Source organism: Micromonospora sp. WMMD730 (genome assembly GCF_049178955.1).
Taxonomy (GTDB): domain Bacteria; phylum Actinomycetota; class Actinomycetes; order Mycobacteriales; family Micromonosporaceae; genus Micromonospora; species Micromonospora wenchangensis.
This window is the reverse complement of record NZ_JBMHML010000002.1, coordinates 1,981,866-2,006,317: the sequence shown is the minus strand read 5'-3', so window position 1 is coordinate 2,006,317 and position 24,452 is coordinate 1,981,866. Positions and strand designations below refer to the sequence as shown.

The 24,452-nt window shown below is 68.7% G+C and carries 21 protein-coding genes and 1 pseudogene; 9 read left to right on the top strand and 13 right to left on the bottom strand.

Annotated elements, in window-relative coordinates:
* Positions 1-56: 56 nt before the first annotated feature.
* The 11 genes from ACN265_RS09025 to ACN265_RS08975 form a co-directional block, all read right to left on the bottom strand.
* Positions 57-1,142, bottom strand: a complete 1,086-nt coding sequence (locus ACN265_RS09025; protein WP_421406730.1) for a M23 family metallopeptidase — start codon at positions 1,140-1,142, stop codon at positions 57-59.
* Positions 1,139-1,633, bottom strand: coding sequence for a hypothetical protein (locus ACN265_RS09020; RefSeq protein ID WP_421406729.1), 495 nt, complete (start codon positions 1,631-1,633; stop codon positions 1,139-1,141). The genes ACN265_RS09025 and ACN265_RS09020 overlap by 4 nt, the downstream gene beginning before the upstream one ends.
* Positions 1,630-1,854 carry a hypothetical protein gene (locus ACN265_RS09015; protein WP_357537064.1) on the bottom strand — a complete coding sequence of 75 codons (225 nt, stop codon included), beginning with the start codon at positions 1,852-1,854 and terminating at the stop codon, positions 1,630-1,632. Before ACN265_RS09015 ends, ACN265_RS09020 begins: the two co-directional genes overlap by 4 nt.
* On the bottom strand, positions 1,851-2,111 hold the full coding sequence (locus ACN265_RS09010; protein ID WP_421406728.1) for a hypothetical protein: 261 nt from the start codon (positions 2,109-2,111) through the stop codon (positions 1,851-1,853). The genes ACN265_RS09015 and ACN265_RS09010 overlap by 4 nt, the downstream gene beginning before the upstream one ends.
* Positions 2,108-2,710: a hypothetical protein gene (locus ACN265_RS09005; protein ID WP_421406727.1), complete on the bottom strand. Its 603-nt coding sequence runs from the start codon at positions 2,708-2,710 to the stop codon at positions 2,108-2,110. The genes ACN265_RS09010 and ACN265_RS09005 overlap by 4 nt, the downstream gene beginning before the upstream one ends.
* Positions 2,710-4,560 carry a type IV secretory system conjugative DNA transfer family protein gene (locus ACN265_RS09000; protein ID WP_421406725.1) on the bottom strand — a complete coding sequence of 617 codons (1,851 nt, stop codon included), beginning with the start codon at positions 4,558-4,560 and terminating at the stop codon, positions 2,710-2,712. The genes ACN265_RS09005 and ACN265_RS09000 overlap by 1 nt, the downstream gene beginning before the upstream one ends.
* Positions 4,560-5,846 carry a hypothetical protein gene (locus ACN265_RS08995; protein WP_421406723.1) on the bottom strand — a complete coding sequence of 429 codons (1,287 nt, stop codon included), beginning with the start codon at positions 5,844-5,846 and terminating at the stop codon, positions 4,560-4,562. The genes ACN265_RS09000 and ACN265_RS08995 overlap by 1 nt, the downstream gene beginning before the upstream one ends.
* Before the next feature lie 254 nt (positions 5,847-6,100).
* On the bottom strand, positions 6,101-7,570 hold the full coding sequence (locus ACN265_RS08990) for an SCO6880 family protein (protein WP_421406722.1): 1,470 nt from the start codon (positions 7,568-7,570) through the stop codon (positions 6,101-6,103).
* 16 nt (positions 7,571-7,586) lie between these two features.
* On the bottom strand, positions 7,587-9,620 hold the full coding sequence (locus ACN265_RS08985) for a hypothetical protein (RefSeq protein ID WP_421406720.1): 2,034 nt from the start codon (positions 9,618-9,620) through the stop codon (positions 7,587-7,589).
* 10 nt (positions 9,621-9,630) lie between these two features.
* On the bottom strand, positions 9,631-10,002 hold the full coding sequence (locus tag ACN265_RS08980) for a hypothetical protein (protein ID WP_421406719.1): 372 nt from the start codon (positions 10,000-10,002) through the stop codon (positions 9,631-9,633).
* Positions 10,003-10,031: 29 nt separating this feature from the next.
* Entirely contained in the window at positions 10,032-10,886 is an 855-nt protein-coding gene (locus tag ACN265_RS08975; protein WP_421406718.1) for a MinD/ParA family ATP-binding protein, read from the bottom strand.
* 480 nt (positions 10,887-11,366) lie between these two features.
* On the opposite strand from ACN265_RS08975, the gene ACN265_RS08970 reads away from it, so the two are divergent.
* Both ACN265_RS08970 and ACN265_RS08965 read left to right on the top strand, forming a co-directional pair.
* Positions 11,367-11,792, top strand: coding sequence for a hypothetical protein (locus ACN265_RS08970; protein WP_421406717.1), 426 nt, complete (start codon positions 11,367-11,369; stop codon positions 11,790-11,792).
* Positions 11,793-11,923: 131 nt separating this feature from the next.
* Positions 11,924-12,738, top strand: a pseudogene (locus tag ACN265_RS08965) (IS630 family transposase); the annotation flags it as partial.
* Positions 12,739-12,809: 71 nt separating this feature from the next.
* Here the strand turns inward: ACN265_RS08965 and ACN265_RS08960 are convergent.
* Complete coding sequence (locus ACN265_RS08960; protein WP_421406716.1) at positions 12,810-15,683, bottom strand: tetratricopeptide repeat protein; 2,874 nt, start codon at positions 15,681-15,683, stop codon at positions 12,810-12,812.
* Positions 15,617-16,102: a hypothetical protein gene (locus ACN265_RS08955; protein ID WP_421406714.1), complete on the bottom strand. Its 486-nt coding sequence runs from the start codon at positions 16,100-16,102 to the stop codon at positions 15,617-15,619. Before ACN265_RS08955 ends, ACN265_RS08960 begins: the two co-directional genes overlap by 67 nt.
* Before the next feature lie 424 nt (positions 16,103-16,526).
* On the opposite strand from ACN265_RS08955, the gene cas3 reads away from it, so the two are divergent.
* The 7 genes from cas3 to cas6e are packed head-to-tail and all read left to right on the top strand — an operon-like array spanning position 16,527 to position 24,220.
* A complete protein-coding gene (gene cas3 / locus ACN265_RS08950) occupies positions 16,527-18,995 on the top strand; it encodes a CRISPR-associated helicase Cas3' (RefSeq protein WP_421406713.1) in 2,469 nt (822 codons plus the stop codon).
* Positions 18,988-19,383: a hypothetical protein gene (locus tag ACN265_RS08945; RefSeq protein ID WP_421406712.1), complete on the top strand. Its 396-nt coding sequence runs from the start codon at positions 18,988-18,990 to the stop codon at positions 19,381-19,383. The genes cas3 and ACN265_RS08945 overlap by 8 nt, the downstream gene beginning before the upstream one ends.
* A 5-nt stretch (positions 19,384-19,388) precedes the next feature.
* Entirely contained in the window at positions 19,389-20,963 is a 1,575-nt protein-coding gene (casA, locus tag ACN265_RS08940) for a type I-E CRISPR-associated protein Cse1/CasA (protein WP_421406711.1), read from the top strand.
* Between the two features lie 14 nt (positions 20,964-20,977).
* The gene (casB, locus tag ACN265_RS08935; protein ID WP_421406710.1) at positions 20,978-21,577 is read left to right on the top strand and encodes a type I-E CRISPR-associated protein Cse2/CasB; all 600 of its coding nucleotides are present in this window, start codon (positions 20,978-20,980) and stop codon (positions 21,575-21,577) included.
* 11 nt (positions 21,578-21,588) lie between these two features.
* Positions 21,589-22,761 carry a type I-E CRISPR-associated protein Cas7/Cse4/CasC gene (gene cas7e, locus ACN265_RS08930; protein WP_421406709.1) on the top strand — a complete coding sequence of 391 codons (1,173 nt, stop codon included), beginning with the start codon at positions 21,589-21,591 and terminating at the stop codon, positions 22,759-22,761.
* Positions 22,762-22,766: 5 nt separating this feature from the next.
* Positions 22,767-23,519, top strand: coding sequence for a type I-E CRISPR-associated protein Cas5/CasD (gene cas5e, locus ACN265_RS08925; protein WP_421406707.1), 753 nt, complete (start codon positions 22,767-22,769; stop codon positions 23,517-23,519).
* Positions 23,510-24,220 (top strand): type I-E CRISPR-associated protein Cas6/Cse3/CasE, encoded by a 711-nt coding sequence (gene cas6e, locus ACN265_RS08920; RefSeq protein WP_421406706.1) that lies wholly within the window; start codon positions 23,510-23,512, stop codon positions 24,218-24,220. Before cas5e ends, cas6e begins: the two co-directional genes overlap by 10 nt.
* Positions 24,221-24,452: the final 232 nt, after the last annotated feature.

The following is a 24,452-nucleotide window of genomic DNA, read 5'->3' as shown; positions in this document are numbered from 1 at the left end:
CCGTGGCTCCCCGGTTTCCTCACACATGTGTCCCCCATGTTGTTGACGTCGAAAGGTCAGGTCGTCTTGCTCCCCAATGGGGCGCCACGCGTCGCCATGAACGGGACCGGGTCGACCGAGTTGCTGTTGTCCAGGTCGCAGCCGCCATCGGCGGTGCAGGCGTGTTCATGGGTTTGGAAGTGCAGGTGCGGGCCGGACGAGTGGCCACTGGTACCGACCAGGCCGATCGGCTGGCCGGCCTGTACGGTTTCGCCCTCGGCGACATCGGGGCGTCGGACCAGGTGGCAGTATCGGGTGCCGTAGCCGTCGGCGTGGATCAGGTCGACGTACCAGCCACAGCCGCGCGTGTTCGGACTGCCGTCGATGTTGCAGTTGCCGGTGCTCGGGTCGCAGCCGGCCCAGATGACCCGGGCGGTCGCCGCGGCGAGGATGACGGTGTTGCGCGGCACCGACAGGTCGACTCCGGCGTGCAGGCGTCCACTGCGTGGCCCGTACCCGCTGCCGACCTCGGCCCGTAGGGGCGGGGTCCAGCCCGATGGCGCGACGAGGACCGGGCCGTCGCAGCGCGCGAGGCTCGCTCCGGGTAGTTCACCGATCGAGGCGACCCCGGCCACTGCGGCGACGACCTGTTCGGCCTCGCGCTCGAACTCGCCATACCGGTCGGGAAAGGCGGACACCTGGACCCGCTGCGCGGTGACGGTCAACGGGAGTTGCTGCCATCCGTCGACCTGGAGCAGCTTGTCGTAGAACCTGGTTGTGGCATATGCCGGGTCGAGGATCTGTGCGGGGGTGCCCCATCCCTGGCTGGGTCGCTGCTGGAACAGCCCGAGCGAGTCACGGTCTCCGCCGCGAAGGTTCCGTAGGCGTGACTCGACCATCGCCGTGGCGACCGCGATGACCCAACCGCGAGCGGGCACTCCCCGCTGCTGGCCGACTGCCACGATCCGAGCGGCGTTGGCGACCTGCTCCCCGGTCCAGCGGCCCATGGCGTCGTGGGTGCCCACGGCACCGACCGGAGTGGGCGAAAGCATCGTGGTGCACGCGGCGGCCGGGGCTTCGATGAGCACCGCCGCCAGCGGCAGGCCACACGTCAACGCCAGTAGCACCACCACGACACCGACACCGATCCGTCGACCGTTCACCGTACGGTGGCCTCCTCGCGTACGCCCAAGGTGGCGACCAGCCACCGTCGGCCGTCACGTACGCAGATCACCCGCAGAACCTCGGTGTCGGTGGGGACGTCCACCGACGCATGGGTCGGGGTTGCCGCGACGACCTGACCGCGACCGGTGACCTTGGTGGCAGGGACGTTGGCCGGGTCGACCGTAGCGAGTAGCGCTGCATATTCGGGCACGGCACGTGGGTGCAGGGCGGCCAGCCAACGGGAGGCGTCCAGTTGCGGACGTGCCCACCGGGCGACGAAGCCGACGGCGGCAGCCACCGCCTCCGGGTCCGCACCGGCCGGGCCCGTCGGCCCGACTCCGTCCAGGTCGGCCGGCGAGGCGATCTGGGGCGTCGCCGTGCCTGCGGGGGTCGGCGGGGCAGAAGCGGGGGCTGGCGCGGAGCGGGTGCAGCCGACCGCCATGACGGCGGCGAGCACCATCACGCTGCCGAGAGTCGGGAGTCGTATCACGTCGCCTCCTTCGGCCGGTCCTCGTCCGGGGCACCGAGCGCGGCGTTCACCCGCTGCCCGAGCAGACGTAGCTGGTGGTGGACGTCGACCAGCACGGCGTGCCGCTGTGCTGTCGGATGCCGGGTCGCGGTCTCGACGAGGACACCGATGTCACCGCGGAGCTGGGTGAGGTTGGCGCTGATCGAGTCCAGTGGTCCGTCGAACGAGGTCGCCGTGGTCACTCGTCGACGTCGCGGGTGTAGCCGCCGTCGAGGTACCCGTCGCTGGCCCAGTCCAGTTCCGTCTCCCGCCGCGTCAGCTCGTCCAGGTCCGTCCATTGCTGCCTCTCTTCCTGCTGGTCGGCACGCCAGTTGTCGCGTGCTTCGTGGATGCCGGCGATGAAGTCGTCGAGGGTGTCGACCCCGGCGCGTAGTCCGGCCATCGCGGTCTCGAACCGTTGCCAGTCCCACACGCTGGTGACCTCGGCGGGTTGTGTCATTGGCTGGCCTCCTGTCGCGGTTTCGAGTCGACCTCCGTGTGCCGTGCGTTCACGTCGTCATCGACTGCGCGTTCGGCTGCCTCGGGCCAGGGCTGTACCCAAACGCTGTCCGGGTTGGGTGGGGTGTGCTGGCCGTGACGACATCGGGTGGTGTCCCACTGCTGCCAGCGGTGTCGGGCACGGTGCAGGGCTTCGTGCCAGCGCAGCGGACCCTCGGGGTCGGCGCGCGGGGAGTAGGCATGGTGCCAGGACACCGACAACGCCGTCAGCTCTTCCACCAGCGACGGGTGCGCCGGCCAGCAGGGGCCGAGGTCCTGGGCAAGGCCGTAACGGTCGACCAGCCAGGTCGTCCAGGCCGTCAACCACGTCCACAGGTCCCGGGCGTCGTCAGGGCTCAGGTCCCGCCAGCAGTAGCGGGCCGGCGTCCACCCGGTGGGGGCGTCGAGGACGTCGACGCGTTCGCTCAGTGACACGTGCGCCTCGGCGAGCCGGTCCACCGCAGCGCGTACGGTGTCGATCAGTTCGGCCAGCTCGGCGACTGCGCGTTGCGGCGGCGACGCCTGCTCCGGCAGTTCGAACAGGAAGGTGTGATCCGACATCAGCGGGCTCCGTTCAGCCGGGCGGTAAAGGTGGCCTGGCCGAGGTGGAACCGGTCCGCGTCCGGACGCTCCCACCAGGCCGGTTGCACCACTTCGACCGGCGGCATGTTGCCCAGCAGCACCAGGGCGTGCCCGGTGGGCAGGTTGCGCAGCTCGGCGAGGTCGACGAGGTTCTCCCGCCGGGTGTTCTCCTGTACTGATGCCCGTCCGCCGCCCCAGGATGCCGCCGATGACCGCTCCTGTACCTGTCCGAGCAGCGACTGCGCGTCCTTGAGCGCCGACACGTCCTGGGTGCCGCCCATGACGAAGCGGGCGTTCGCGCCGTCGCGGAGGGCCTGGCCGCCGGTGCGTCCCCAGCGTTCCTCCAGTTGGTGGGTGTTCTGGCACGAGATCGACAGGGCGATGCCGGCGCCACCACCCTCGGAAGCGAGCGCAGGGAGCGAGGGCAGCGGCGCGATGTTGGTGATCTCGTCGCCGACGAGGTACAGGCAGGGCTCCACCCGACCGCCCTGCGCCACGAACGACCGCTGCAGGGTGCGGTAGATGATGTCCTCGGCGACAGCGGCGAACAACGGCGCGATCAGTGCCTGCCCGCTGCGCGTCCCGACGAGGTAGAGCGTGCCGCACTCGTCCAGCCACTGCTCGACCCGGAACTGCTGACCGCGTGGTGGGGAGCAGGCGTGCAGGATGCGCGGGTTGCTGAACGGGTCGAGGGCGCCGAACACCACCGACTGGATGGCGTCGCGGCTGCGGCCGGTGGACTCCCGGTGGAAGGCGAGCCGGTCTGCCCACACTGTCTGCTGATGGTGGCGCAGGATCCGCTCGGCGCGAGGATCGTTGGGGTTGGCAGCCCAGCTCGCCACGTCCGTCATCGTCGTGTGCTCGTCCAGGGCGGCGGCGTGCAGCAGGCCACGGATGATGGCTGCGGCCTGGTCCTGGAAGTACTGGCCGTTTTCGACGTCGCCCTTGAGTCCGGCGCCGGCGGCGAAGCCCTTCGCGCGGAGCGCGGCGATGTCCGGGTCCTCGGCGCCCTCGATCGGTGACCACCGCAACCGGGGCACCCCGGGCACCTGGCCCTGTGGCTCGAAGATCCAGGTCGGGCCGATCTCGGCCCGCAGCTCGTAGGTGGCTGCGGCGACGTCGAGGCGGGTGGAGGTGGAGATGACCGCGCCACGGGCGTCGGCCACCCGGGGAATCATGTAGCGGGAGGTCTTGTTCGCGAACCGGGCCGCTCCGGCGAGCAGCTCGGTGTACTCGTTGGCGAGGTACAGCGGCTCACCGGTCAGCGCATCGTTGCCGAGGAACCGGGCCACCTCCAGCGGGTCCGAGCGGCGGCAGTTCTTCGCCCGTACGGTCTCGGGGTGGTCGTCGTCGCGGAGGGTCAGGCCCGGGCGCAGGATGTCCACCCGGCGCAGTACCGCGTCGGCGGTCACCAGCCGGTCGAGATCCCTGCGGCGGGCGAAGCCCCGGCGGCGTATCCGTTGCCGCGCCAGTCGCAGTGTGGGCGCGGCGACGCCGACCATGGCGGCGGTGAACAGGACTGCCCACAGCCCGTACAGCACCGGTGTAGGCGGCAGTGCGTCCCGGGCCGCGGGCGGCCATGCCTGCGCGGGGTCGCCCAGGTGGGCGACGATCCGCACGGCGATGCCCGGCGCGTCGGCGGGGGTGCTGTCCGGCCAGGTCGCGTGGGTGAGCAGCCCGCCGACCTGCCCGGCCAGCCACAACGTGACGGTGAACAGCAGGACGAGCAGTCCGGTGATGCCCAGCAACGCGAGCCGGGCCACGATGTCGGCGCGGGCCACTCCCCGACGGGGCAGCCGGTGGCCGGGGGACATGAGCGAGCCGCCCATCACCGCACCTGCCCCACCGGCGCAGCCAGCTCTCCGCGACCGGGCCCGGCTTCCCGCCGCATCCGGCTGTCGGTGTCCACCATGGCGCGTTCGACCGAAGAGAGTTGGTGTTTGACGACGTAGGAACGCAGTCCCACCTTCCACAGCCCTACGCCCCGGCGGAGGTGCAGGAGCAGGTTGGTCTCCACGTCGGTCGTGCCCAGGAACTCGCGGGCCACGTCGAGGGAGCCCTGTGCCTGTCGGTACGAGACCCGTACCCCGGTGTCCTCGATGAGGCCCCGGGCGATGCGTACCTGCTCGGAGTCGGCACCGCCGCTTGCCGCGAGGTCGGAGAACCGGTGGAACGCCAGGATGTTCGCCGTGCCGAGCGCCCGGGCCAGCTTCACCTGTTCCCGCATCCGCCGCATCAGGCCCAGATGTCGACTGACCAGTGCGAACTCGTCGTACAGGCACACCCGTGGGGGTGCGTCGGGGCGGGTCAGTTCCGCCTCCAGCCAGGACTGGGCGCAGGTCATCGCCATCGCCGTCATCTGGTCCGAGGCGCGGACCGCCCGGAGGTCCAGGATCGCGCCCGGTTGGTCGAAGTCCACCGACAGCGTCGCCGCATCCGGTGCGTCGAAGATCCCACCGAGCGCACCGGTAATCAGCCGTTCCAGGGCCAACCGCACCCGACGGCTGTCGGCGGTGAACTGGTCGAGGTCGTAGTGCACTCCGGCGAGCCGGTGCGCCCACCGCTGCGGGTCGCCCATGGCCGCCAGCACCCGGGACAGGGTCGGGGTGGGTTGGCGGTGCGGGCCGGTGCCGTCGTCGCTTCGCGTAACCGCGTCGAGCGAGTATTCGACCAGTGACCGTTCCGCCTCGGTCAGCGGGCCACCGAGTTGGATCTCCAACAGTCCTTCCAGCAGCAGGAGTCGACGGGCCCGCTGAATCTGCAGCCACTCCGCCTCACCCTGCCCCGGCAGCCGGCGGATGCCCGCCAGCGGGTTCATGACCACCCCGGAGCCGGGACCGACCCGGACCGGCCGGATGCCCGCCGCCGCGGCGAGGGTGTCGTACTCGCCCTTGACGTCGACGATGTAGAACCGGACCCCAAACGGGATACCGCGGAACGCGATGGTCTTGAGAAGCGACGACTTCGCACTGCCGATCTCCCCGGTGACTACCATGTTCGGGGCGCTGAGCAGCCCCGCCCGGTACAGCTCGTGGATGGAAAAGACGAACGCCGCCCGCGAGTAGACCTCCTGCCCGATCAGCGGCCCATCCACCCCCAGCCCCGGGTCGGCCACGAACGGGAAGACACTGCACAGCTGCGCGCTCGTAGTGACCAACGGTGGGAGACGCAGCCGCCAGAACACCCTCCCGGCGACCCGACCGTAGGCGCCTCGCCCATCGACCGGTGGCGGCCCCAGCAGCCGCTCCGACAGTCTTCGTGTCGTGCGCTGCTCACGGTCGAGCACCGTCTGAGCCGTCGCGAGGTCCCGCCGACCAGCGGCCTGCCCGAGGCGTTGCGACCACGACCCTTCCCGTTCCACCCGGGGCGTCACGCGAACCACCCCCGCAGCGGCTTCAAACCACGAGCCAGCGGCAACGCTCCGGCGACGAACGCCTGGTCCTGCTCTCCGTAGAGCACGACCGCCTGACATCCGCACCGACCCAGCACCCGCCGGACGGCTCGTACGTCATCGCGCAGCCGCTCCGCACTGTCCGCGGTGACGGTCACCAGGGTCGCGTACCGGTACCGGACGTGACCTGCGGCCTGTTCCCGATCGACCTGCTCGACTGCGCGGGCCTCCTCGTCCTCCCGGGCGGTACGCACCAACCGCATCCGCCGTTTCGTGACCTCGTCACCGGCGCGGGCGACCTTGTCCCGTCGCGTCGCCAACTGCGCGAGCTGCGCCGGCACCGGCTCGGCGACGGTGGTCACCGCCCGCCGGCCGACCGTGCGGGTGAACAGCGGCGTCATCCACGTCATCGGGACCGGCTGGCGGGGCATCTCGTACACCCACAGGGTCTGCGAGTATCCGGAGTCGTGGCGGTACAACGACCACCCGACCGCCTGCGCGGCGATCGGCCCTGCCGTGTGCGGCGCGACCTCCACCTCGGTGTCGTCGGGATCGAACTGGCCGCGTAACACCGCCGCGTACGTCCGGGGCGTCAGCCACCCGTTGGTCGCGATCCCGGCTTCGCGGACGGCGGCGCGGATGCCCGTCAGCCGGTCCAGCACGACCGTGGCGATCGCCGCATCCGTCCCGCCCGCATCCGAGACCTCGGCCGACAGCTTCCTGACGTCGAAGACGACCGTCAGGAACACCTCGTGCCGTTGCGCTCCCGGAGCCGCCGCCGCAGTCAACTCCGCCAGCGACCGGTACGCCGACGTGTCGGTGCCCGTGCCCTGGCGTGCCAGGAACCGCTGTGCCCGGTTGCTGACGTCCGGTACCGCCCTGGCCGTCAGTGACCAGCGTGCCAGACCGCTGTCGGCGTACTCGGTGCCCAGCAGATTCAACACGTCGGCCCACGACGTCAGCCGTTGGTGCTGCACGGAGGTGTCGGCGAGGACGAGGTTGCCGCCCGCGCAGACCAGCGCGGCGGTCACGGTGCCCTCCCGCCGGTGGTGCAGCAGCCCTACCTCGGTCAACCCGTCCGCCGCCACTGCCGGCAACCACCGGTAGCCGGCGGCCGGACCGGGCAGTTGCAGGTGCTGCGTGCCCGGGGCGGCGGTGAGCATCCCACCGCGGTACCGGTCCTGCCGGGCTGCTCGTTGTAGCAGTGCCCCGATGACGATGGGAGTCCATTCGGTGAGTCGACGACCCCGGACCCGCAGCAGACCCCACGTCAGCAGCAACACCGCAGCCGACAGCAGGCCGGTCGCCGCACCCGACCGCCCCACCGCCAGCAGGTTCGCGGCGACGACCATGCAGATCACGCCGGCCACAGCGGTGCCGATCTGGCCCCAGCTGAAACCAAGGATCGAGCCGCGAGTGGAACGCGGCGGGAAATGGAACTGCGTCATGTCGTCCTCTCCTCGTCTACACCGGCACGATCGGGATCTCGGCGGCTCCACCGGCCGCAGCGGCACCGCCAGCTCCGCCCGATGCCCCGGTGCCACCCGAAGGTTCGCCGCCGGCCGATCCACGGGCACCGGCAGCACCGGGACCGGTCTCCGGGGGCAGCGCGGGAACGGCCGGGCTTGGCGCACCGACCGGGTTGCCCGTCGGCGACCCGCCCTCAGCTGGGGTGTCGGCACCGCCCGCCCCGGTGGCTATCGCTGGCTTTGAGGGGGTCGCCTGCGGTGTCAGCGGCAGCGCGCCCTGTTGACCCGTGGTGTCCCCCGGCAGGGTGAGTTGGCCCTGCGCCATGTCCCCCTGGGCGGTACGGGAGTCCCGTTCCACTCCGTTGGCTTCCTCGGCGTTCTCACCGCCGCTGCGGTCGGCAGCCACGTCGGTAGCGGGATCACCGAACTGATCACTGTCGCCGACACCATGCAGCGCCTCCACCGCCTCAGATGTCGCATCGACACTCTTCCCGACCGGGCTGGAGCCGTCACCCGGGCTGGTCGGGATGGCGTCGGAGTTGCCATGCATCAGCGACGCCGCATCCACGTCCCCGTTACCGCCACTCAGCGGATCGGGCAGGCGGCGCGCGGCGGCATCCATTCCCACTGCAGCGGCGGTCGACGTCAGGAAACCCCGGGCGTCGACGTCGGCGAGGTAGCCGTCCCACATGCTCGTCAGCCGCAGCAGGATCCACGGCGCGAGGACCATCAGGATGATGATGAACAGTCCCCGCAGCACGTTGAGGACGTTGTCGCTCTCATACGTGGTGCGGGTGCCGTAGATCCACAACGCGGCGATGAAGAACTTCGAGCTGGCCAGGGCGTTGCAGGTCCAGAACCACTTTCGTCCCCACGATCGCGTCTCCGCCATCACCTGCCCCGTCATCGCCATCGCGCCGAACAGGGCCGCCCCGGCGGCCAGGAGCGACCGGAACAGCAGCATCACGAACACGAGCACCAGGCCGATCACGCCGATGACCGCCACCAGGAAGGCGAGCAGAACCGTGCCGGTGTCGAGGGTGAGCGCGGTGAGCGCGTCCACCCATACCCCGGGCTGCCAGTCCCGCTGCTGGTTCCGGTCGATCAACGCGATCGTCGCCTCGTCCCAGGCCGCCATGAGCAGGTAGGCGATGCCACCGGCGAAGGCGATGCCGAACATGGCCCGGACCAGCCCGCCCAGCGTGGACAGCGGCCCTGGCCCACCGATCCGCAGGCCGTTGATGGCGGTCGAGATGACGAACACCAGCAGCACCATGACGATCAGTACGCCGCTGATGTCGTTGTAGACGCCGTAGAACGGCTCGTCCACGGCGGTCGTGGATTGCTCGAACACGATCTCGGCGAGCTTGCCCAGCGCCCAGGCGAAGCCGGCGACCGCGACGTCGGCCAGCCCTTCGAAGCCGCTCCGCGCGGCCCCCTTGACCTGGGTGCCTACCTGGCAGGCCACATCCAGCACCTGGCAGCCCTGAGCCGCCTGCAACGACGAGTACGGCAGCAGCGACGTCCTCAGTGACTCGCAGCGGTCCCGCTTCGCCAGCCAGCGCGCGGCGTTCGTCTCGTCCTCCGTTGCGCGCGCGGTGAAGCGTTCACAGCGCACCGGCTGTTCGCCGGACGCCGGTATCACCTCGTCCAGCACTGACGGGGTTCCGTCGGGAGGCGGTGACTGCACCGTCATCGACACCGCATCGCAACGCTCCTGGTCGACGACGGTGGTGGCCGTGCTGCAGGTGGTCACCCAGCCATCGCCGGCCTGCCACCGCGCCCACGGCAGGCACCAACCCACCTGCGGCAGCGTCTCGGCTTCCCTGGGACCGCCGGGCTGTCCGCCTTCGGGTGCCGGACATGGCACCACCGGTGCGGCCGGCACCGGAGTCGGGGCGGCCACCGCCTGTCCCGGGACGAGGAGCGGGCCGATGAGCAGTATCGCCATCGCCGCAATGCCTGCCACTACCCGCAAACGCACGGTCGTCATCGCGCCGTTCGTCAGCGCGAACGTCCTCCCCTCCATGCCCGCAGCCCTAGATCTCGGTAAGCAGGAACGCGACGATGGAGGTGGCGGAGCCGACCACGATCGCCACGAGCCCGGCCTTCCACATCATCGACTTGCCGCGGTCACTGATGATGTGCGCGCCAAAGATCGGCCCGATGCCGAACGCGATCGCGCCTGCGGCAAGCCCTGCCACCGCAGACACCACCCCGAGGAAGAGCGCGGCGTTGGCCAACTTGTAGAACAGGTCGGACCGTGGCACTGCCGCCGGGTCCGGACTGATCCGGCTGAAGTCGAAGCCCTCACCGGACGGTGTAGGCGTAGGCGTGGGTGACGGCGCAAGCAGCGCCGTCATCACCGGCGCCCGAACGGTCATCGCGGCCGCCAGCCAATGCACCAGCATCGTTAGTCCTCCCCGTGGAATGCGACAGATCAGGTCAAGGAAGCGCCCGACAAGTCGGTGACCGGGCACCGGTCGATCACCGTCGCCGCCACCTCGGTCAACGCCGACCGGGTGGCCTTGCTCAGTGAGCGGGGATCGAGTGCGTCCGGACGCGCGAGCACCGGGTCGTACGGCACCCGCACCAGGTCGATGCCGGCCCGCTTCGCCAACTGTTCGACCGCCCGCACCTCCCGGGCGGTGCTCGGCGAGGTCGCCATGACCACCACCAGCGCGCCATCGGTCACCCGTTCCACACCCGCCGCCCGCATATGGGCCAGCAGCCGCAGGGTGTGCTGCACGGCGTCCACCGTTGCCCGGGACACCAGGACAGGCAGCGTCGCCCAGCTCAGGACTCGCCAGGTCGGCGCGGTATCCGCGGTGGGCAGATCCAGCAGCATCAGCTTCGACGTCATGCGGAGGTGACCGATCACACCGAGCAGCTCCGGCCAGTTCGGCGGCCGCCGTTGCGTGGTCAGCCTGCTCTCCCCCACCAGCACCCGCAGTCCGGTCGGGCCGCCCTGCATCAGGCGCTCCGCGACCCCCCTGTCGGCCAGCGCTGTCCCGGCAAGCACGGCGTCCCACACGGTTGCTGGGCTGCGCCGTACCACCCGATGCTCCACGCCGCCCCAGGCGCGAACGGTCGCATCAACGGCGACCACCGGCCCAGGCACCGCAAGCGCCAGCAACCCACCGAGCGCCACCACAAGCGTGGAGCGCCCCACCCCGCCGTCGGCCGATGAGACGCTGACCAGCGGGCAGCCAGCCTGCAGGGAAGCCGCCCTGCTCCAGAGCGCTTCTACTCGAGTGCCCGCACCGAATTCACGCGGGATTTCGCGAGCACTCACGATGGACTCACCTCACCTCATAGCGGATTGGTCATGGCCACGACCTCGTCGGGATGGAAGACCGCCCAGCAGACTCGTTGCCTGCGGTCGATCCCCTTCTGCCACTTACACCCGGGCGGCAGTGGGGGCGGGATGGGGCCGCTCACCCAGCGAACGCAGCACGACCCCGCCCTCAAGGCGTGCTGCGTGGCACCGGCCGGTCGACTTGGCTCGACGCGACCGGCCCCCGTTGCCCGCCCCGACGTGGACGTCGTCCGGGCGAGCGGCCCCGGGAGCAACACCCCCCTCGGGTGCCGCCTCCCGTGGATCGGACGTGGCCTGGATAGGGTCAGTCCGATCCGCTACGCTCCAACAACTGTGGTTCACTTCGAAGCGAACCACAGTTGTTGGAACGACAACGCGATCTAAACACGCGTCTTAGTGGGGCGTCAACTACAGTCCGCAGTTCAGCCAACTGTAGTTGGAAGTGGGAGGGGCGCCATGACCGACAACCCAGCCGACCAGGCAGAGGACCACGCCTCCGCACTGATCCAGACAAGACTCCGCAGCCTCTTCGAGGGCAGCCAGGATGGCCGCGCCCCCTACACCGAGGCCGAGGTCGCGCGGGCGCTCACCCAGGCAGGTCACCGCATCACCGCCGAAGGCATCCGCAACCTGCTACGCGCCCCACGGATCAACCCGAAGGCATCCACGCTCCGTGCCCTGGCCCAGTTCTTCGACGTACCCGCTGGCTACCTCCTCGGCGACCAGGAAGAACCCGAAGAGCACAGCCGCCGGGTACGGGTCATGGCCCGCTCCATCACCAAGCTCTCCCCCGCAGCGCAGGAGGGGATCGCCACCATCATCGACAACCTGCTCCGCGTGGAGGAGGCAGCCCGCGAAGGCAGACAGGCCACACAGGACTGACGACAACAGCAGAAAGGAAGTAGAAGTCCCGCATGACAGCTTGGTGCAAGTGCCCGGCCAGGTCACGTCCTCACCAGCAAGCGTCACGTGTACGTGGACACCGTGCAAACACCAGCGAGGCCACGATCAGTGTGCGACCCCCGCAGACCTATGCCAACCTGACCGACCAGCATTACCAGGACCTCCGCACCGCATTGCACCAGCGGTGGCGCGTCGCCGCGCGGGCGGTGATGATCCTGCTCTCGGCGATGGCATGAGCCCGGCCTTGATCGCTGACCTGCTGCCCTACGACCCGGTCACCGTGCGGCGGTGGATCGCCCGACACGACACCGGAGGCCTGACCGGCCTACCCGACCGGCCCCGTCCGGGTCGCCCCCCGGCACGGCAGCTCCGGCCTCGGCCGGCGGATCCACGCCCTGCTGGCGACCCGAAAGCCTGGACCACCATCCGGGTCTGGCGAGGGCTGGGGCGTCTCGCGATCAGCCTGCACACCAGGTACCGGCGCATCCGGGAACAGGCCACCTGGCGGCGACCCCATCTGGTTGCCAGGACCGACATCGACCACGACGCCATCTGCGCCCGTGTCCGCGCCTGCCTCCGCCGGCTGCCTGCCGCAGCGGTGCTGCTGGCCGAGGACGAAACCTACCTAGAACTGCGGCCAAGGTTGGCGCCTGCTGGATGCCCGCCGACGTCCCCCCACCAAGCGGACACCCCCGGACGCCAACCAGCGTCGCAGCATTTTCGACGCGGTCAACCTCACCACGGGTACCTGGCACTACCACCCCTGCGTCAAGGCCGTCTCCGAGGTGTTCTGCTACTTCCTGCAGCAACTCCTCGACGCCTTCCCCGACGCCCTGCCGTGGTCGTGCTCTGCGACAACGACACCACCCATACCAGCCGCCGCACCCAGAAGTGGCTGGACCAGCACCGCGCGGCCCCGTTGGTGTTCTGGTGGCGGGGTGGAAACCCGTCCGTAGCCGATCCGTATGACGGGGGCTGTATCGTCAACCCCGATTTCTACGTAGGGTTCTTGGGTTGGTGTGGAGAACCGTCGGCTTCCAGACCAAATCGCTTCAGCTGTTCTGCAGCCTCCGCGTCTCCGGCTTGTTCGCGCAGCCGTGCCAGATCTTCCAGTGCATTTCTGACTCCGGCGTTGGTGGCGCGCTGGTAGAGCCGTTCTAGCCCCTCGGCGTCCCCGGCTTTCTTACGCAGCCTCGCCAACTCCCACAGGGTTGTGGAGGTTCCGCTGCCCACGGCAAGCTGCAAAGCGAGCCGTTCTGCGCGCTCGGCATTCCCTGCCTGCTCGGCCTGCAGGGCCAGCCACGTCAGAGCGTTGGTTTCTCCCATATTGGCGGCCTGCCGGTATAGCTGTTCCGCCCCGTCGACATCCGCATCCTCCTCGCGTAGCCGCGCCAGCTGCGTCAGGGCATAGGCACCCCAAGTGTTGCCGGCGCCAGCGGCTCGCTGGTAGAGCTGTTCTGCCCCGTCGATGTCCCCAGCCTTCTCGCGCAGGCGCGCCAACGACATCAGGGCTGGGGTGTCTCCGGTGTTGGCAGCTCGATGGAAGAGGCGCTCTGCCCCTTCGATGTCTCCGGCCTTCTCTCGTCGCCGTGCCAGCGACGTCAGGGCAGAGGTGTTTCCGGCCGCGGCGGCACGTAGCGCAAGTCTCTCCGCGCCTGAGGCACTCCCGGCGTTCGCGCGTGCTTCCACCAGCATGTCCACAACCCGAGTGTTTCCGGTGTCGGCGGCGTGCTGGTAGAGGCGTTCTGTTCCTTCGATGTCTCCGGCCCGCTCACGCCAGTCGGCCATTTTCGTCACAGCGTAGATTTCTCCCGCGCAAGCGGCGTGCAGGGCGAGTCGTTCCGCGGTCTCCCTCTCCCCGGCCCGTTCGCGTATCAGTGCGAGGGTGGTCAAGGGAAAGGTGTAGTTGGCGTCTGCAGCGCGCAGAGCGTACTGTTCCGCGCTTTCCCTATCTCCGGCCCATTCGAGCGGTAGTGCCAAGTGCGCTAGGGCGCTGGGGTTCCCTGTGGCCGCGGCCCGCTGGTACAACCGTGCCACGCCCTCGCTGTCCCGCCAGCCTGCGCGTCGATTGGCCTGCGTGCGCTGCTTCGCCAACTTTTCCAGGGCATCGCGTTCTCCGGCGTCTGCTGCGCGCAGGGCGAGACGTTCCGCCTCTTCGGTGTCCCCGGCGTCCTCGCGGATCAACGCCAGCGACATCAGCGCACGGCGGTCTCCGGCGTCGGCGGCCCGCCAGTACAGCCGTTCCGCGCCTTCGGTGTTCCCGGCCTGCCTGCGCTGCTCCGCCAGCAATGTCAGAGCGTAGGTGCTTCCTCCGTCTGCGGCGCGCAGGGCGAGTCGTTCCGCCTCTTCAGTGTCCCCGGCGTCCTCGCGGATCAACGCCAGCGACATCAGCGCACGGCGGTCTCCGGCGTCGGCGGCCCGCCAGTACAGCCGTTCCGCGCTCTTGACGTCCCCGGCCTTCTCGCACCACCGCGCCACCTCATCCAAGGCCCAGAACTGGCTGTGTCCGGCGTCTGCGGCGCGCTCATAGAGGTCTGCTGTGATGCGGTAACGGGCCCGCGAATAAGCAGCATTTGCTAGCGAATGAAGGTCTGCTGCTCTGGCCGCGTGGTCCTGGACGGCGGTCCAGAAGGAGCCGGGCGGGAAGACGTCGAGACGGGTGGTGCGAGCGTAGTTGTCGAGGTAGTCGCTGAGGCGATAAGTATCGGGGAGGGCACCTATGCCGTTCGGGGTGGCGACGGGTTCCAGGGCCGCGGCCACGCCCCTGACCTTCTGTCTGGCGTAGGCGAGAGCGCTGTCGAACCACGTGTCGGTGTCGGCGGCGGCGCGCTGCTGCTCGGTCAGGTACCCGGGGGCGGCGGCTTTGAGGAGTTCGGCGGGCAGGGGTGAGGTGTGGCCGAGGCGGCGGGCGTCCATGGCGGCGGTGATGACGGCGTTGCCGTAGGGGCCGTGGGGTTCGATGGCCTGCTCGTAGTGGTCGACGAGTTGGGGGCCGGCGGCGAGGGTCTGGGTGATCCGGCCTTCGGCGCTGGCGCGGACGGCCGTGGCAAGTGAGGGGTCGCGGCTCACGACTGGCTGTTGGAGGGATTCGGCGGTGAAACATGCGGGGACGTCGACGAGGATCGCCTGGTTGAGCAGCAGGCGCGCATTGGGGTGGGCGTCGTGCTTGCCCTGGCCGTGGTTGGCTTGGGGAGTGGCGATGAGGTCGTGATGGTACTCGGGCCATAGGGTGCCGAGGATGACCACTGGTCCTGGTGCTTCGAGGCGAGTATGCAATGTGGCGGCGGTTTGCTCCCCGCCGAGCCCGGTGAGGTAGTTCTGGGCCTCGTTCAACCACACGACGGTGCGTGGGGCGACAGCACCAATGTCGAGCAGGACGCGCAGCCCTCGGGGGGTCTTGGGGTAGACCAGTTGCCAGCCCGCCAGGCAGGTACGGACGGCCTCGAATGCGGTACGGGTCTTGCCCGTGCAGGATGCCCCCCGCACCAGCACGAGCATCGTCTGCCCGCCCCGAGCTGCGGCGAGCAGGTGGTTGCGCAGCCTTTGGTCGTGGTCGCGCTCAAGGTAGGCCGGAAGCACGAACCCCTGATCAACGTCAGGGGTGCTGCTGCCAGGGATGGCGGGATGGACGCCGAGTTGCTGCGCGGTCCACTTCTCGACCGATTGTGGCTGGTCGAGGCGGACGGTCGTCGTGCGCTCGTGGAAGTGCTGGTAGACGTTGTTGATACTCCTGGCAGCGATCCCGCCATCCCTGGCCTGGATCCAGGTACCCGAAGTGAGGGCTGGAGGGGCGCCGGGCTCGCTCAGCCCTGATTCGATCCCGGCTGGGTAGGGTTTACCCCCACGTCCCCCACGTCCCCCACGCTCCAAGCGGCGACGGATCCGTGGTCGGCGGCGATGTTCACGTCCCGGCCGACTGCGGTCCCGCCATAGCCGGCCGACATACCCACACTCCCACCGGAGGTGTGCTGGGCGAGCAGGCTGCCCAACTGATCGGCGGAATGGGCGCGCTCGGCGTTGTTCAAACCTTCCAGCATCACTTCGACGCGAGTCCGCCAGACCGCCTGCTGGTCGATGCGCTTTTGCTCGGCTACCTCGCTAGTCGCGGTCTGCAATGCACCGGCAGTTTGGTCCAAGCGCTCCAACTCAGCCTGCTCGCGGCCGACATCGCCACGAGCGAACCAGCGGGCCACCGCCCGTCGCAGCCCGGACCAGGCATCGGTTCCTGCGGCCTGGACCACGGCAGTCCCGCTCGCGACCGCCAACGCGGTCAATGCCTCGTCCAGCATCCCTCAACCCCTTCCAAGCCTCTACGCCGAACACTACGGGCAGGAGTATCGACAAGCCCCTCACCGTCATGCAGAGCGTACTGAACGTCATCGAGTAAGGGAGTGTGGCGAGACAGGCCCGGCGAGGGCTCCGAGGTGGGTTAGTCGATGTCGCGGACCGGGGGTTCCTCACTGTGACCACCAACTCAGCCTCGGTACGGAGCTCGACGCCGGCACTGGGAGCCTTCACCGGATACTCACTGCCTATCGACCTCAGCGTGGAGATGGCGACCAATCGTGCCCACCGCCTTATGACGCCTTCCGGACAGTTAACTTGCGTGATCGCTTCTCGGACCACATCCTCGTACCTTCGTGCTCAAGCGGCTGGCGAGCGGTCCATCGATGCGCACGAACAGCATGGGTGGCAGACGTAGGGCGGATCAGCGTGGCCGTTGGCCTTTCGCGTGATGAGCGAGTCGATGTAAGGGTCTTTTGGGGTAAGGCGGGCACTGCCAAGCAAGGAGAAGAGACTGTCCCACACCCGCTGATCTGTCACACGATCGATACCGCCACCGTCGCCGAACTGCTTTTCGATCGGCTACTCAGCTCGACCTGCCGCGCGGAACTCCACACCGCTTTCGATCCGCTCGGCGGCCCAGCCAATACCTGGGTCGGACTGCTCTGCGGTCTGCACGATCTCGGAAAACTCTCACCGGCCTTCCAGGCGTTACGGGCTGATGTCGCGGCTAAGTTCCTACCGCCAGAAGCTGCGGTGCAGGCTGACCGGTTGAACCGGATTCGGGCGGGTGGTCGTCGAACCGATACCTTTCATGGTCTCCTGACGGCCTATCACCTACGCCGTTTGTTGAGTAGCTGGGGCGCGAAGCCAGAGACGGTCCGAACGTTGGCACAGGCTCTCGGTGGGCATCACGGCAGCTTCTTCTCGGACGAGGCGCTGCGCAACGCCGAATCGGCAGTTGTGGACCACGGCGGCGAGCGATGGGCGCGGTGGGCTGAGGAGTTGTTCTGCCGTACAGCGGAACTGTTAGGGCTGCCCGATCCGCGTACCGTTGCGTGGTCGGAGGTGACTGTCGGGACCGGCGGTGCAGTCACCCTCGCCGGCCTGACTACGGTGAGCGATTGGATCGCTTCCGGCTCGATCCACAAGGCTACCCACGCGGGCAGCAGCGTCGAACTGACGGAGTACCTCCGAACCGCCCGGGGCCGCGCACGGGACCAGGTCGTCGATCGCCTCGGATGGTCCGGGTGGATGCCACCGGACGACGTGAGCTTCGACCATCTGTTCGGTCAGCAGCCCAGACCCCTGCAACGGGCCGTCGAGCAGTTGATGGCTACCAAGACCCGGCCGGGAATTCTGATCGTCGAAGCGCCCACCGGCGAGGGTAAGACCCGCCTCGCTCTCCAGAGCACCGTCGGGCTGGTGCATCGACTGAGGCTGGCCGGATTTTTCATCGCCATGCCCACCAGGGCCACCAGCAACCAGATGTTCGACGAGGTCGACCCGTTGGTAGCGGGCATCGACCCAGCGCTCTCGGTCAAGCTCCTGCACGGCACGGCCGCTGAACACCTGGCCGACCGGCGGGCGCAGGCTGCGCGGATCGAGCCGGTCACCCCGGAGGACGTCGGCATCGACGACCCGGCCGGCGGCCAGGAGCAGGGCGCACGGGAGTGGTTCACCAAACTCAGGGCGCTCCTCGCCCCGCTGGCTGTGGGCACCATCGACCGGGTGCTACAGGGCGGAATCCGTTCTCCCTGGGCGCCGGTGCCCCTGGTCGGACTCTCCAACCGGGTCCTTGTGATCGATGAAGTGCACGGTTACCAGGTGTACATGTCGACGATCCTGGACCGGATCCTGTGGTGGATGGGCCGGCTCGGGGTGCCAGTGATCCTGCTGTCGGCAACCCTGCCCCGGTTGCGCAGGGAGGAACTGCTCCGGCATTGGTACGCCGGTGCCCGGCGGTCTCGCCCGAAGGAGTTGAGGCTGTCGTTGCCCGAGCTGGACTATCCGCACGCGGTCTGGCTCGACGACCAGGGGGTTCCCGAGGTCGCACAGGCAGCGGCATCCAGCACCAACGCCAACCGTCAAGTCTCACTGACCCACATCGCCGACCAGGAGCTCACCGGGTGGGTGCTGGCGCAGGCGCGTCGCGGCTGTGGGGTGGCGGTCGTGCACAACCTCGTACGGCGGGTCGACTACACCGTTGAACTGCTCGAAAAGGCGGTGTCCGCGCTGCCCCCGGGTGCGCGGCCGCGGATCGTGTCGCTCACCGGCCAACTCCCGGCGGCGGTACGCGCCCAGGTCGAGCAGGAGCTTCGGGAACTGTTCGGCCCGGAAGGCACCCGCGCTCCCGCAGGCGGCTACGTCGTCGTCGGAACCCAGGTGCTGGAGCAGAGTCTGGACCTGGACTTCGACGCGATGGCCAGCGATGTGGCCCCCGTCGACAGCCTGATCCAGCGCGCCGGGCGGCTGCACCGGTTCCGCCAGGCAGATCCGGGCTCGCCGCCGACCCTCGCCCTCGTCGGCGTGACCGAAAAGGTATCCGGTCCGGTCTGGCCGGCGTACACCACGCACATCTACCAGGACGTCGTCCTGCTGCGCACCTGGGCGTTGCTGCGCGAGCGGCGAGAGCTGCGGATGCCGGACGAGGTTCCGGAACTGGTCGACGCGGTCTATTCGGACCCGGACGGGATCGCGTACCCCTCGGGGTGGGAAGCACGGTGGCAACTCGCCCAGGCCAAGCTGGAGAAAGCGCAGAACGACGACCGGAAGAACGCGGCGGGACGCTTTCTGCCACCCCCCACCCATCCTCGCGCGTTGATGGAACTCACCGCACATCCGCGCTTCACCGGCCAGACCCGCAAGCCGGACGGACGGGGCCCCCGCAGTGCATGACCAGGGCGAAAGCTGGTCGCTGGACGACTGGATCGACGTGGTCGTGCTCCGGGACGAGAACGGTCGGACAGTACCGGTGACGGGCCAGATTCCCGTCGATCTTGCCGATACGAAGCCGCCCCACCCGGAGTCGCTGTCGGAGTTGCTCGACTCCACGGTCCGGGTAGCCGCCGGCGAGGGAAACCTGTCGGTGGTGCTCGATACCCTGCGCGTGATCCCGGTCCCGGCGGTCTTCGCCGCATCACCCTGGCTCGTCGACTCCCGGCCGGTCGTGGTGCGGAACGGAATCGGTGCCCTCGGCAGCTTGTCGGTGCGCTACTCCGACAGCGCCGGCCTTCGGATCAGTGGCCCGGAGACGGACCTCGAACACGACGATCAGGACGGGTGAACCCAGTGCGTTTCAACCTGACCGAGCAGCCATGGCTGCCGGTGGTGCGGATGGACGGCACCCGGGACGAACTCGACCTCGTCGAGCTGTTGACCGACGCCCATCTCCTCCGGCGCATCCTGGGCCAGACGCCACCGATGACGGCGGCGCTGCACCGGCTCGTCCTGGCCTTCATGCACCGGGCGTACGGGCCGGCCAGCGAGGTGGAGTGGGCGGAGTTGTGGCGGGCGGAACGGCTGCCCACCCCGAAGGTGCTCGCCGACCGCTTCGAGCTGTTCGATGCCGAGCGGCCGTTCCTCCAGTGTCCGGCGGTGGCGGGGGTCGCCGCCTCCAGCGCGGCGAAACTCGTGCCGCACCGAGCCGTCGGCAACAACACGACGCTGTTCGACCACACGACCGCATCGGCCGAGGTGCGTCTGACACCCGCCGAGGCGGCCCGGTGGCTGGTGACCCTCCAGGCGTACGACCCGGGCGGGATGAAGACCCCGTACCGCAAAGACAAGGCATCCCAGGCTGCGCCAGCCAACGCGATGGGGATGGTGCTGGTCGAAGGCGGCACTCTCAAGGAGACGCTGCTGCTGAACCTCATGCCGTACTGCCCCGACGACGAGGCGCCCAGGAGCACCGGCGTGGACGACCGGCCGGCGTGGGAGGCCGCCCCACCTGGCCCCGAGCCGGATCAACGGCACCCCGAGGGCTGGACCGACCTGCTCACCTGGCCGGCTCGCCGGGTATGGCTGGTGCCTCGACAGATCGATGGCAGCACGTACGTCGACCGGGTCGTGATCACTCCCGGCACCAGACTCGCCGGCGAGCCGCAGGACCAGGAGTGGATGGCGGCCCACCGACGCTCGAAGAGCAAGAAGGGACGTACAACCAAGGGCAGGTCCACCAAACCCACGTATGGCCCCTGGTACCCGTTACGGCTCCAGGAACACCGCGGGATTTGGCGGTTCAGCCAGGAACTTCTCCTTGCTCCGATCGGGTCGGAGGAAAGACACTGGCAACGACCGCTGACCCTCGACCACGTCGCCCGAATGGTCATGGACGGGGTGATACCTCGCCACGCGGTATACACCCTGCGGGTCTTTGGGCAGCAGCTCGACAGCAAGGGATCAGTCGTGCAGCAGTCCCTGGAGGAGACTGTCGCCATGCCCGTCGCGCTGCTGCGCGCTGACCACCCGGTCGCGGGGCCGGTAATCGGGCGCAGCATCGAGTTGGCCAACCTCGTCGGCAGTGCGCTGAATCAGATGGATCGGGAGCACCGGGCGCAGTTCAAGGCTCCCGCCGCGCACGGACTCGACCTGGCGTACTGGCCGCTGTTGTCTCGTCCGTTCGATGCGCTTCTGGAGGCGCTGGCCCGAGCGCTCGAATCGGGGACCAGCCCGGTGCCCGCCGCCCGGGGCTGGGACCGCGAGGTACGGCGGATTGCCACCGAGGCCGCGGTGCGTTGGGCGGAGGGCTCTCCGCGACAGGGCCGCAACCTGGAGATCGCCGGCCAGTGCTATGGCCAGTTCATCGACCAGTTGAACGGCGAGATCAATGCCTATCGTGGTCACCTCGCCGGCTACATCGAGTAGGAGGACAGCACATCATGGACCCCAGCACGACCCTGGCCCAGCGGCGCGATGCCTTCGTGCGTGGCCTCTACGGGCTGCACTACGCCGTCACCTCGGACAATCCGCGCAGGTCTGGCGACGCCCGGCGATCTCTGGCCCGACTACGGCGTTCCTTCTCCGGTGGCCAGCAGGAAGCCGAGGCGTACGACGTCGTCTTTCCTTATGAGCCACCGGAGCGGGAGCAAAGGGTGTGGTTGTTGATTGCCGGACTCTTCGCGCTACACCCGCACGGGAACACCGTTCGGGGAAGGTCGCTCGGCACTGCCATGCGTGACCTTGTCGAGAAGCGACCCTCGGCAGCCCGGCGGTTCACCCAGCTGCTCTCTGTCGACGAGGCCGCGCTGCCGCACTACCTGCGGCAGGCCGTCCAGCTTCTGCGCTCAGGTGACGTCGCCATCGACTTTCACCGCATGCTCACCGACCTGGTCGACATGCAGGGTTCCGCCGAAGAGACCCACCGTGTCCGGCTGCGCTGGGCGCGGGACTACCACCGGCCGAAGCGTACGCCAAAGGTCATCTCCAGTACCGATCCAGAACCGGCAGAGGATGTCCCTGCCGAACCGGTTGACGCCTAGCCAGGAGAACCATGATCATCGAATTGCACCTGCTGCAGTCCTTCCCGGTCAGCAACCTGAACCGGGATGACGTGGGCCAGCCGAAGACCGCCACGTTCGGCGGCCAGGTGCGCGGTCGCATCTCCAGCCAGTCTCTCAAGCGGGCCGCACGTCTGCTCTTCCAGCGCTACGGGCTGGCGGCTACCGAGACCGGGGTGCGCACCAAACGGCTGGTGGACAAGACCGCCCTCATGCTCAAGGAAGAGCGAGGACGGGACTACGACGAGTCTGTCGGGGTCGCCTCATCGGCGCTGCTGGCCCTCGGCTTCGGCCTCGACAAGCGGCGGAACACACTCACCGAGTACCTGCTCTTCGTCGGTAACCAGGCGGTGGAACTCCTCGCCGACTACTGCGACCGGGACTGGAACCGGCTCGCCGCCGACGCGGCAGCGCGCGCCAAGGCAGCCGAGAAGAAGAAGAAGAAGAAGAAGACGGACGCCGCCGACGAGAAAAAGAGCAAGATCAAGCCGGACAAGCAGACGCTGGAAGCGGCAGGTCGGATCCTCGACGCCAGCCGGGTCGTCGACGTCGCGCTCTTCGGGCGGATGATCGCCGACAACAAGGACTTCAACGTCAACGCCTCGTCCCAGGTCGCCCACGCGATCTCGACCCACGCCGTGGTCAACGAGTACGACTACTACACTGCCGTCGACGACCTCCAGCCGCAGGACGAGTCCGGTGCCGACATGATCGGCACGGTCGACTTCAACTCCGCGTGCTACTACCGGTACGCCAACCTGCACCTCGACCAACTCGGCACCAACCTGCGCGGTGACACCGACCTGGTGGCACGGGCGACCCGGGCCTGGCTGGAGGCGTTCATCGATGCCGTACCAAGCGGCAAGCAGAACTCCACGGCGGCGCTGACCCCGCCCGAGACCCTCCTGGTGGTGGTCCGGGACAAGGGCGCCTGGAACCTGGCCAACGCGTTCCTCAAGCCGGTCACCGGCCACGACCTGATGGTGACCTCGACGCAGGAGTTGTTCGGCCATTTCAACCGCCTTCGCCGGTTCTACGGCGAGGACGACCTGCGGGCGGTGGTCGCCGCTTCGATCAGCGCGGACGTGACCGGCCTAGACGCCCGGGAGGTAGCATCCAGCCGGCACGAACTGGTGTCCCGGGTGCTGGCCGCGACGAAGGTGTGAGGGCGGTGCCGATTCACTCCCTCGCACTCTGCCTCGACGCGCCTATGCAGTCCTGGGGCACCCGATCCCGCAACAACATCCGCGACACCGGTCGGGAACCCACCAAGTCCGGGGTAGTCGGCCTGCTCGCCGCCGCTCTCGGCATACCCCGCGACGACACGTCGTCCCTCGTCGAGCTGGCCAACCTGCGGATGGGTGTCCGGGTCGACCGGGAGGGCATCCTGGAACGGGACTATCACGTCACCCAGAACGTGCCGACGACAACGGGCAGCGGGCACCGCACCGCCCTCAGCCACCGGTACTACCTCGCCGACGCGATCTTCCTGGTCGTGCTCGAAGGCCAGGACTCCGCCCGGCTCGCCCAGATCCAGGACGCCCTACGGGCACCGGTCTGGCCGCTGTTCCTCGGCCGCCGGGCCTTCCCGCCGGCCCGGCCACTGGTCACCAACGGCCGTCACGAGGAGGCCGATACCGGCCTCGGACTTACCGACCAGTCCCTGGAGGAAGCCCTCACCACCCATCCGTGGCTGGAGAACCGGGCCGAAGTCCGGACTGCCGAGCAACGGAACACAGCCCGTGTTCCGTTGCGCACCACGGTCGACTGTCAACCGACAGAGCCCGCTGCCGAGCTGCGGATGGACGTTCCCCTGTCGTTCGCACCCCACGAGCGCCGGTACTCCGCCCGCGCTGTCCGGACCGGAACCGTGCCGCTGACCGACGAACTGATCATCACCGCGAAGGAAGCCTCGTGTACCTGAGCAAGCTGACGGTCAACGTGTACTCGCGCGACTTCCGCCGCGACCACGCCGACCTCCGGCAGATGCACCGGACGGTAATGTCCGGATATCCCGACCTACCCGATGACACTCCTGCCCGGCAAGCACAGTCCGTCCTATGGCGACTCGACAGCGTTCATCGTGGTTTTGCCCAGTACGTTCAGAGCAGCGTCAAACCCGACTGGAGTCGTCTGTCCGGCGACTACCTCATCGAACCGCCCCAGGTACGCAGCCTGCAACCACTGCTCGACGCCATCACTCCCGGACGACGTTTCGCATTCCGGCTGGTCGGCAACCCAACCCGCAGCATCATCAACCAAGCGGGCCAGGACAGGCCACCCGCTGAGGAAGGCAAACGACCACGCGGCAAGCGGATCGCCCGACGCAAGCCCGAAGAGCAGATCGAGTGGCTGATCCGCAAGGGCGGGCAGCACGGCTTCGTGGTGCCAACCGCGTACAACGGACAGCCGGACGTGTCGCCCTCGCCGTGCCTCACCCAGACCGGACAGCTCCGCCCCGGCGACCGAGGACCAGTCACCATCGAGCCAGTTCGGTTCGAGGGGCACCTGATCGTCACGGACGCGGATACCTTTCGAGAGGCAGTGCGGCAAGGCATCGGCCATAGCAGAGCGTACGGCTGCGGCCTGATCAGCCTCGCCCCGGTCCGTACGCCCAGCTACTGAAGGCGCAGCGATCATGAAGAGCATTGAGCGGATAGGCAGGCACCCGACAACGCGGTCCACGGTTATCCGGCTCTTGGATGGTAGCCGGGCCTCGCCCGGTGGTGTCACGCTCGTCGCCGTCCGGGTCTTCTCCGTCGTATCGTCGCACCCGACTCCGGTCCCGTTCTGCCGGTGACGTCGCCCGCGAGGGTAGGAGCCACGGGCGTTTCAAGGACACCGACGGCAAGTCGTC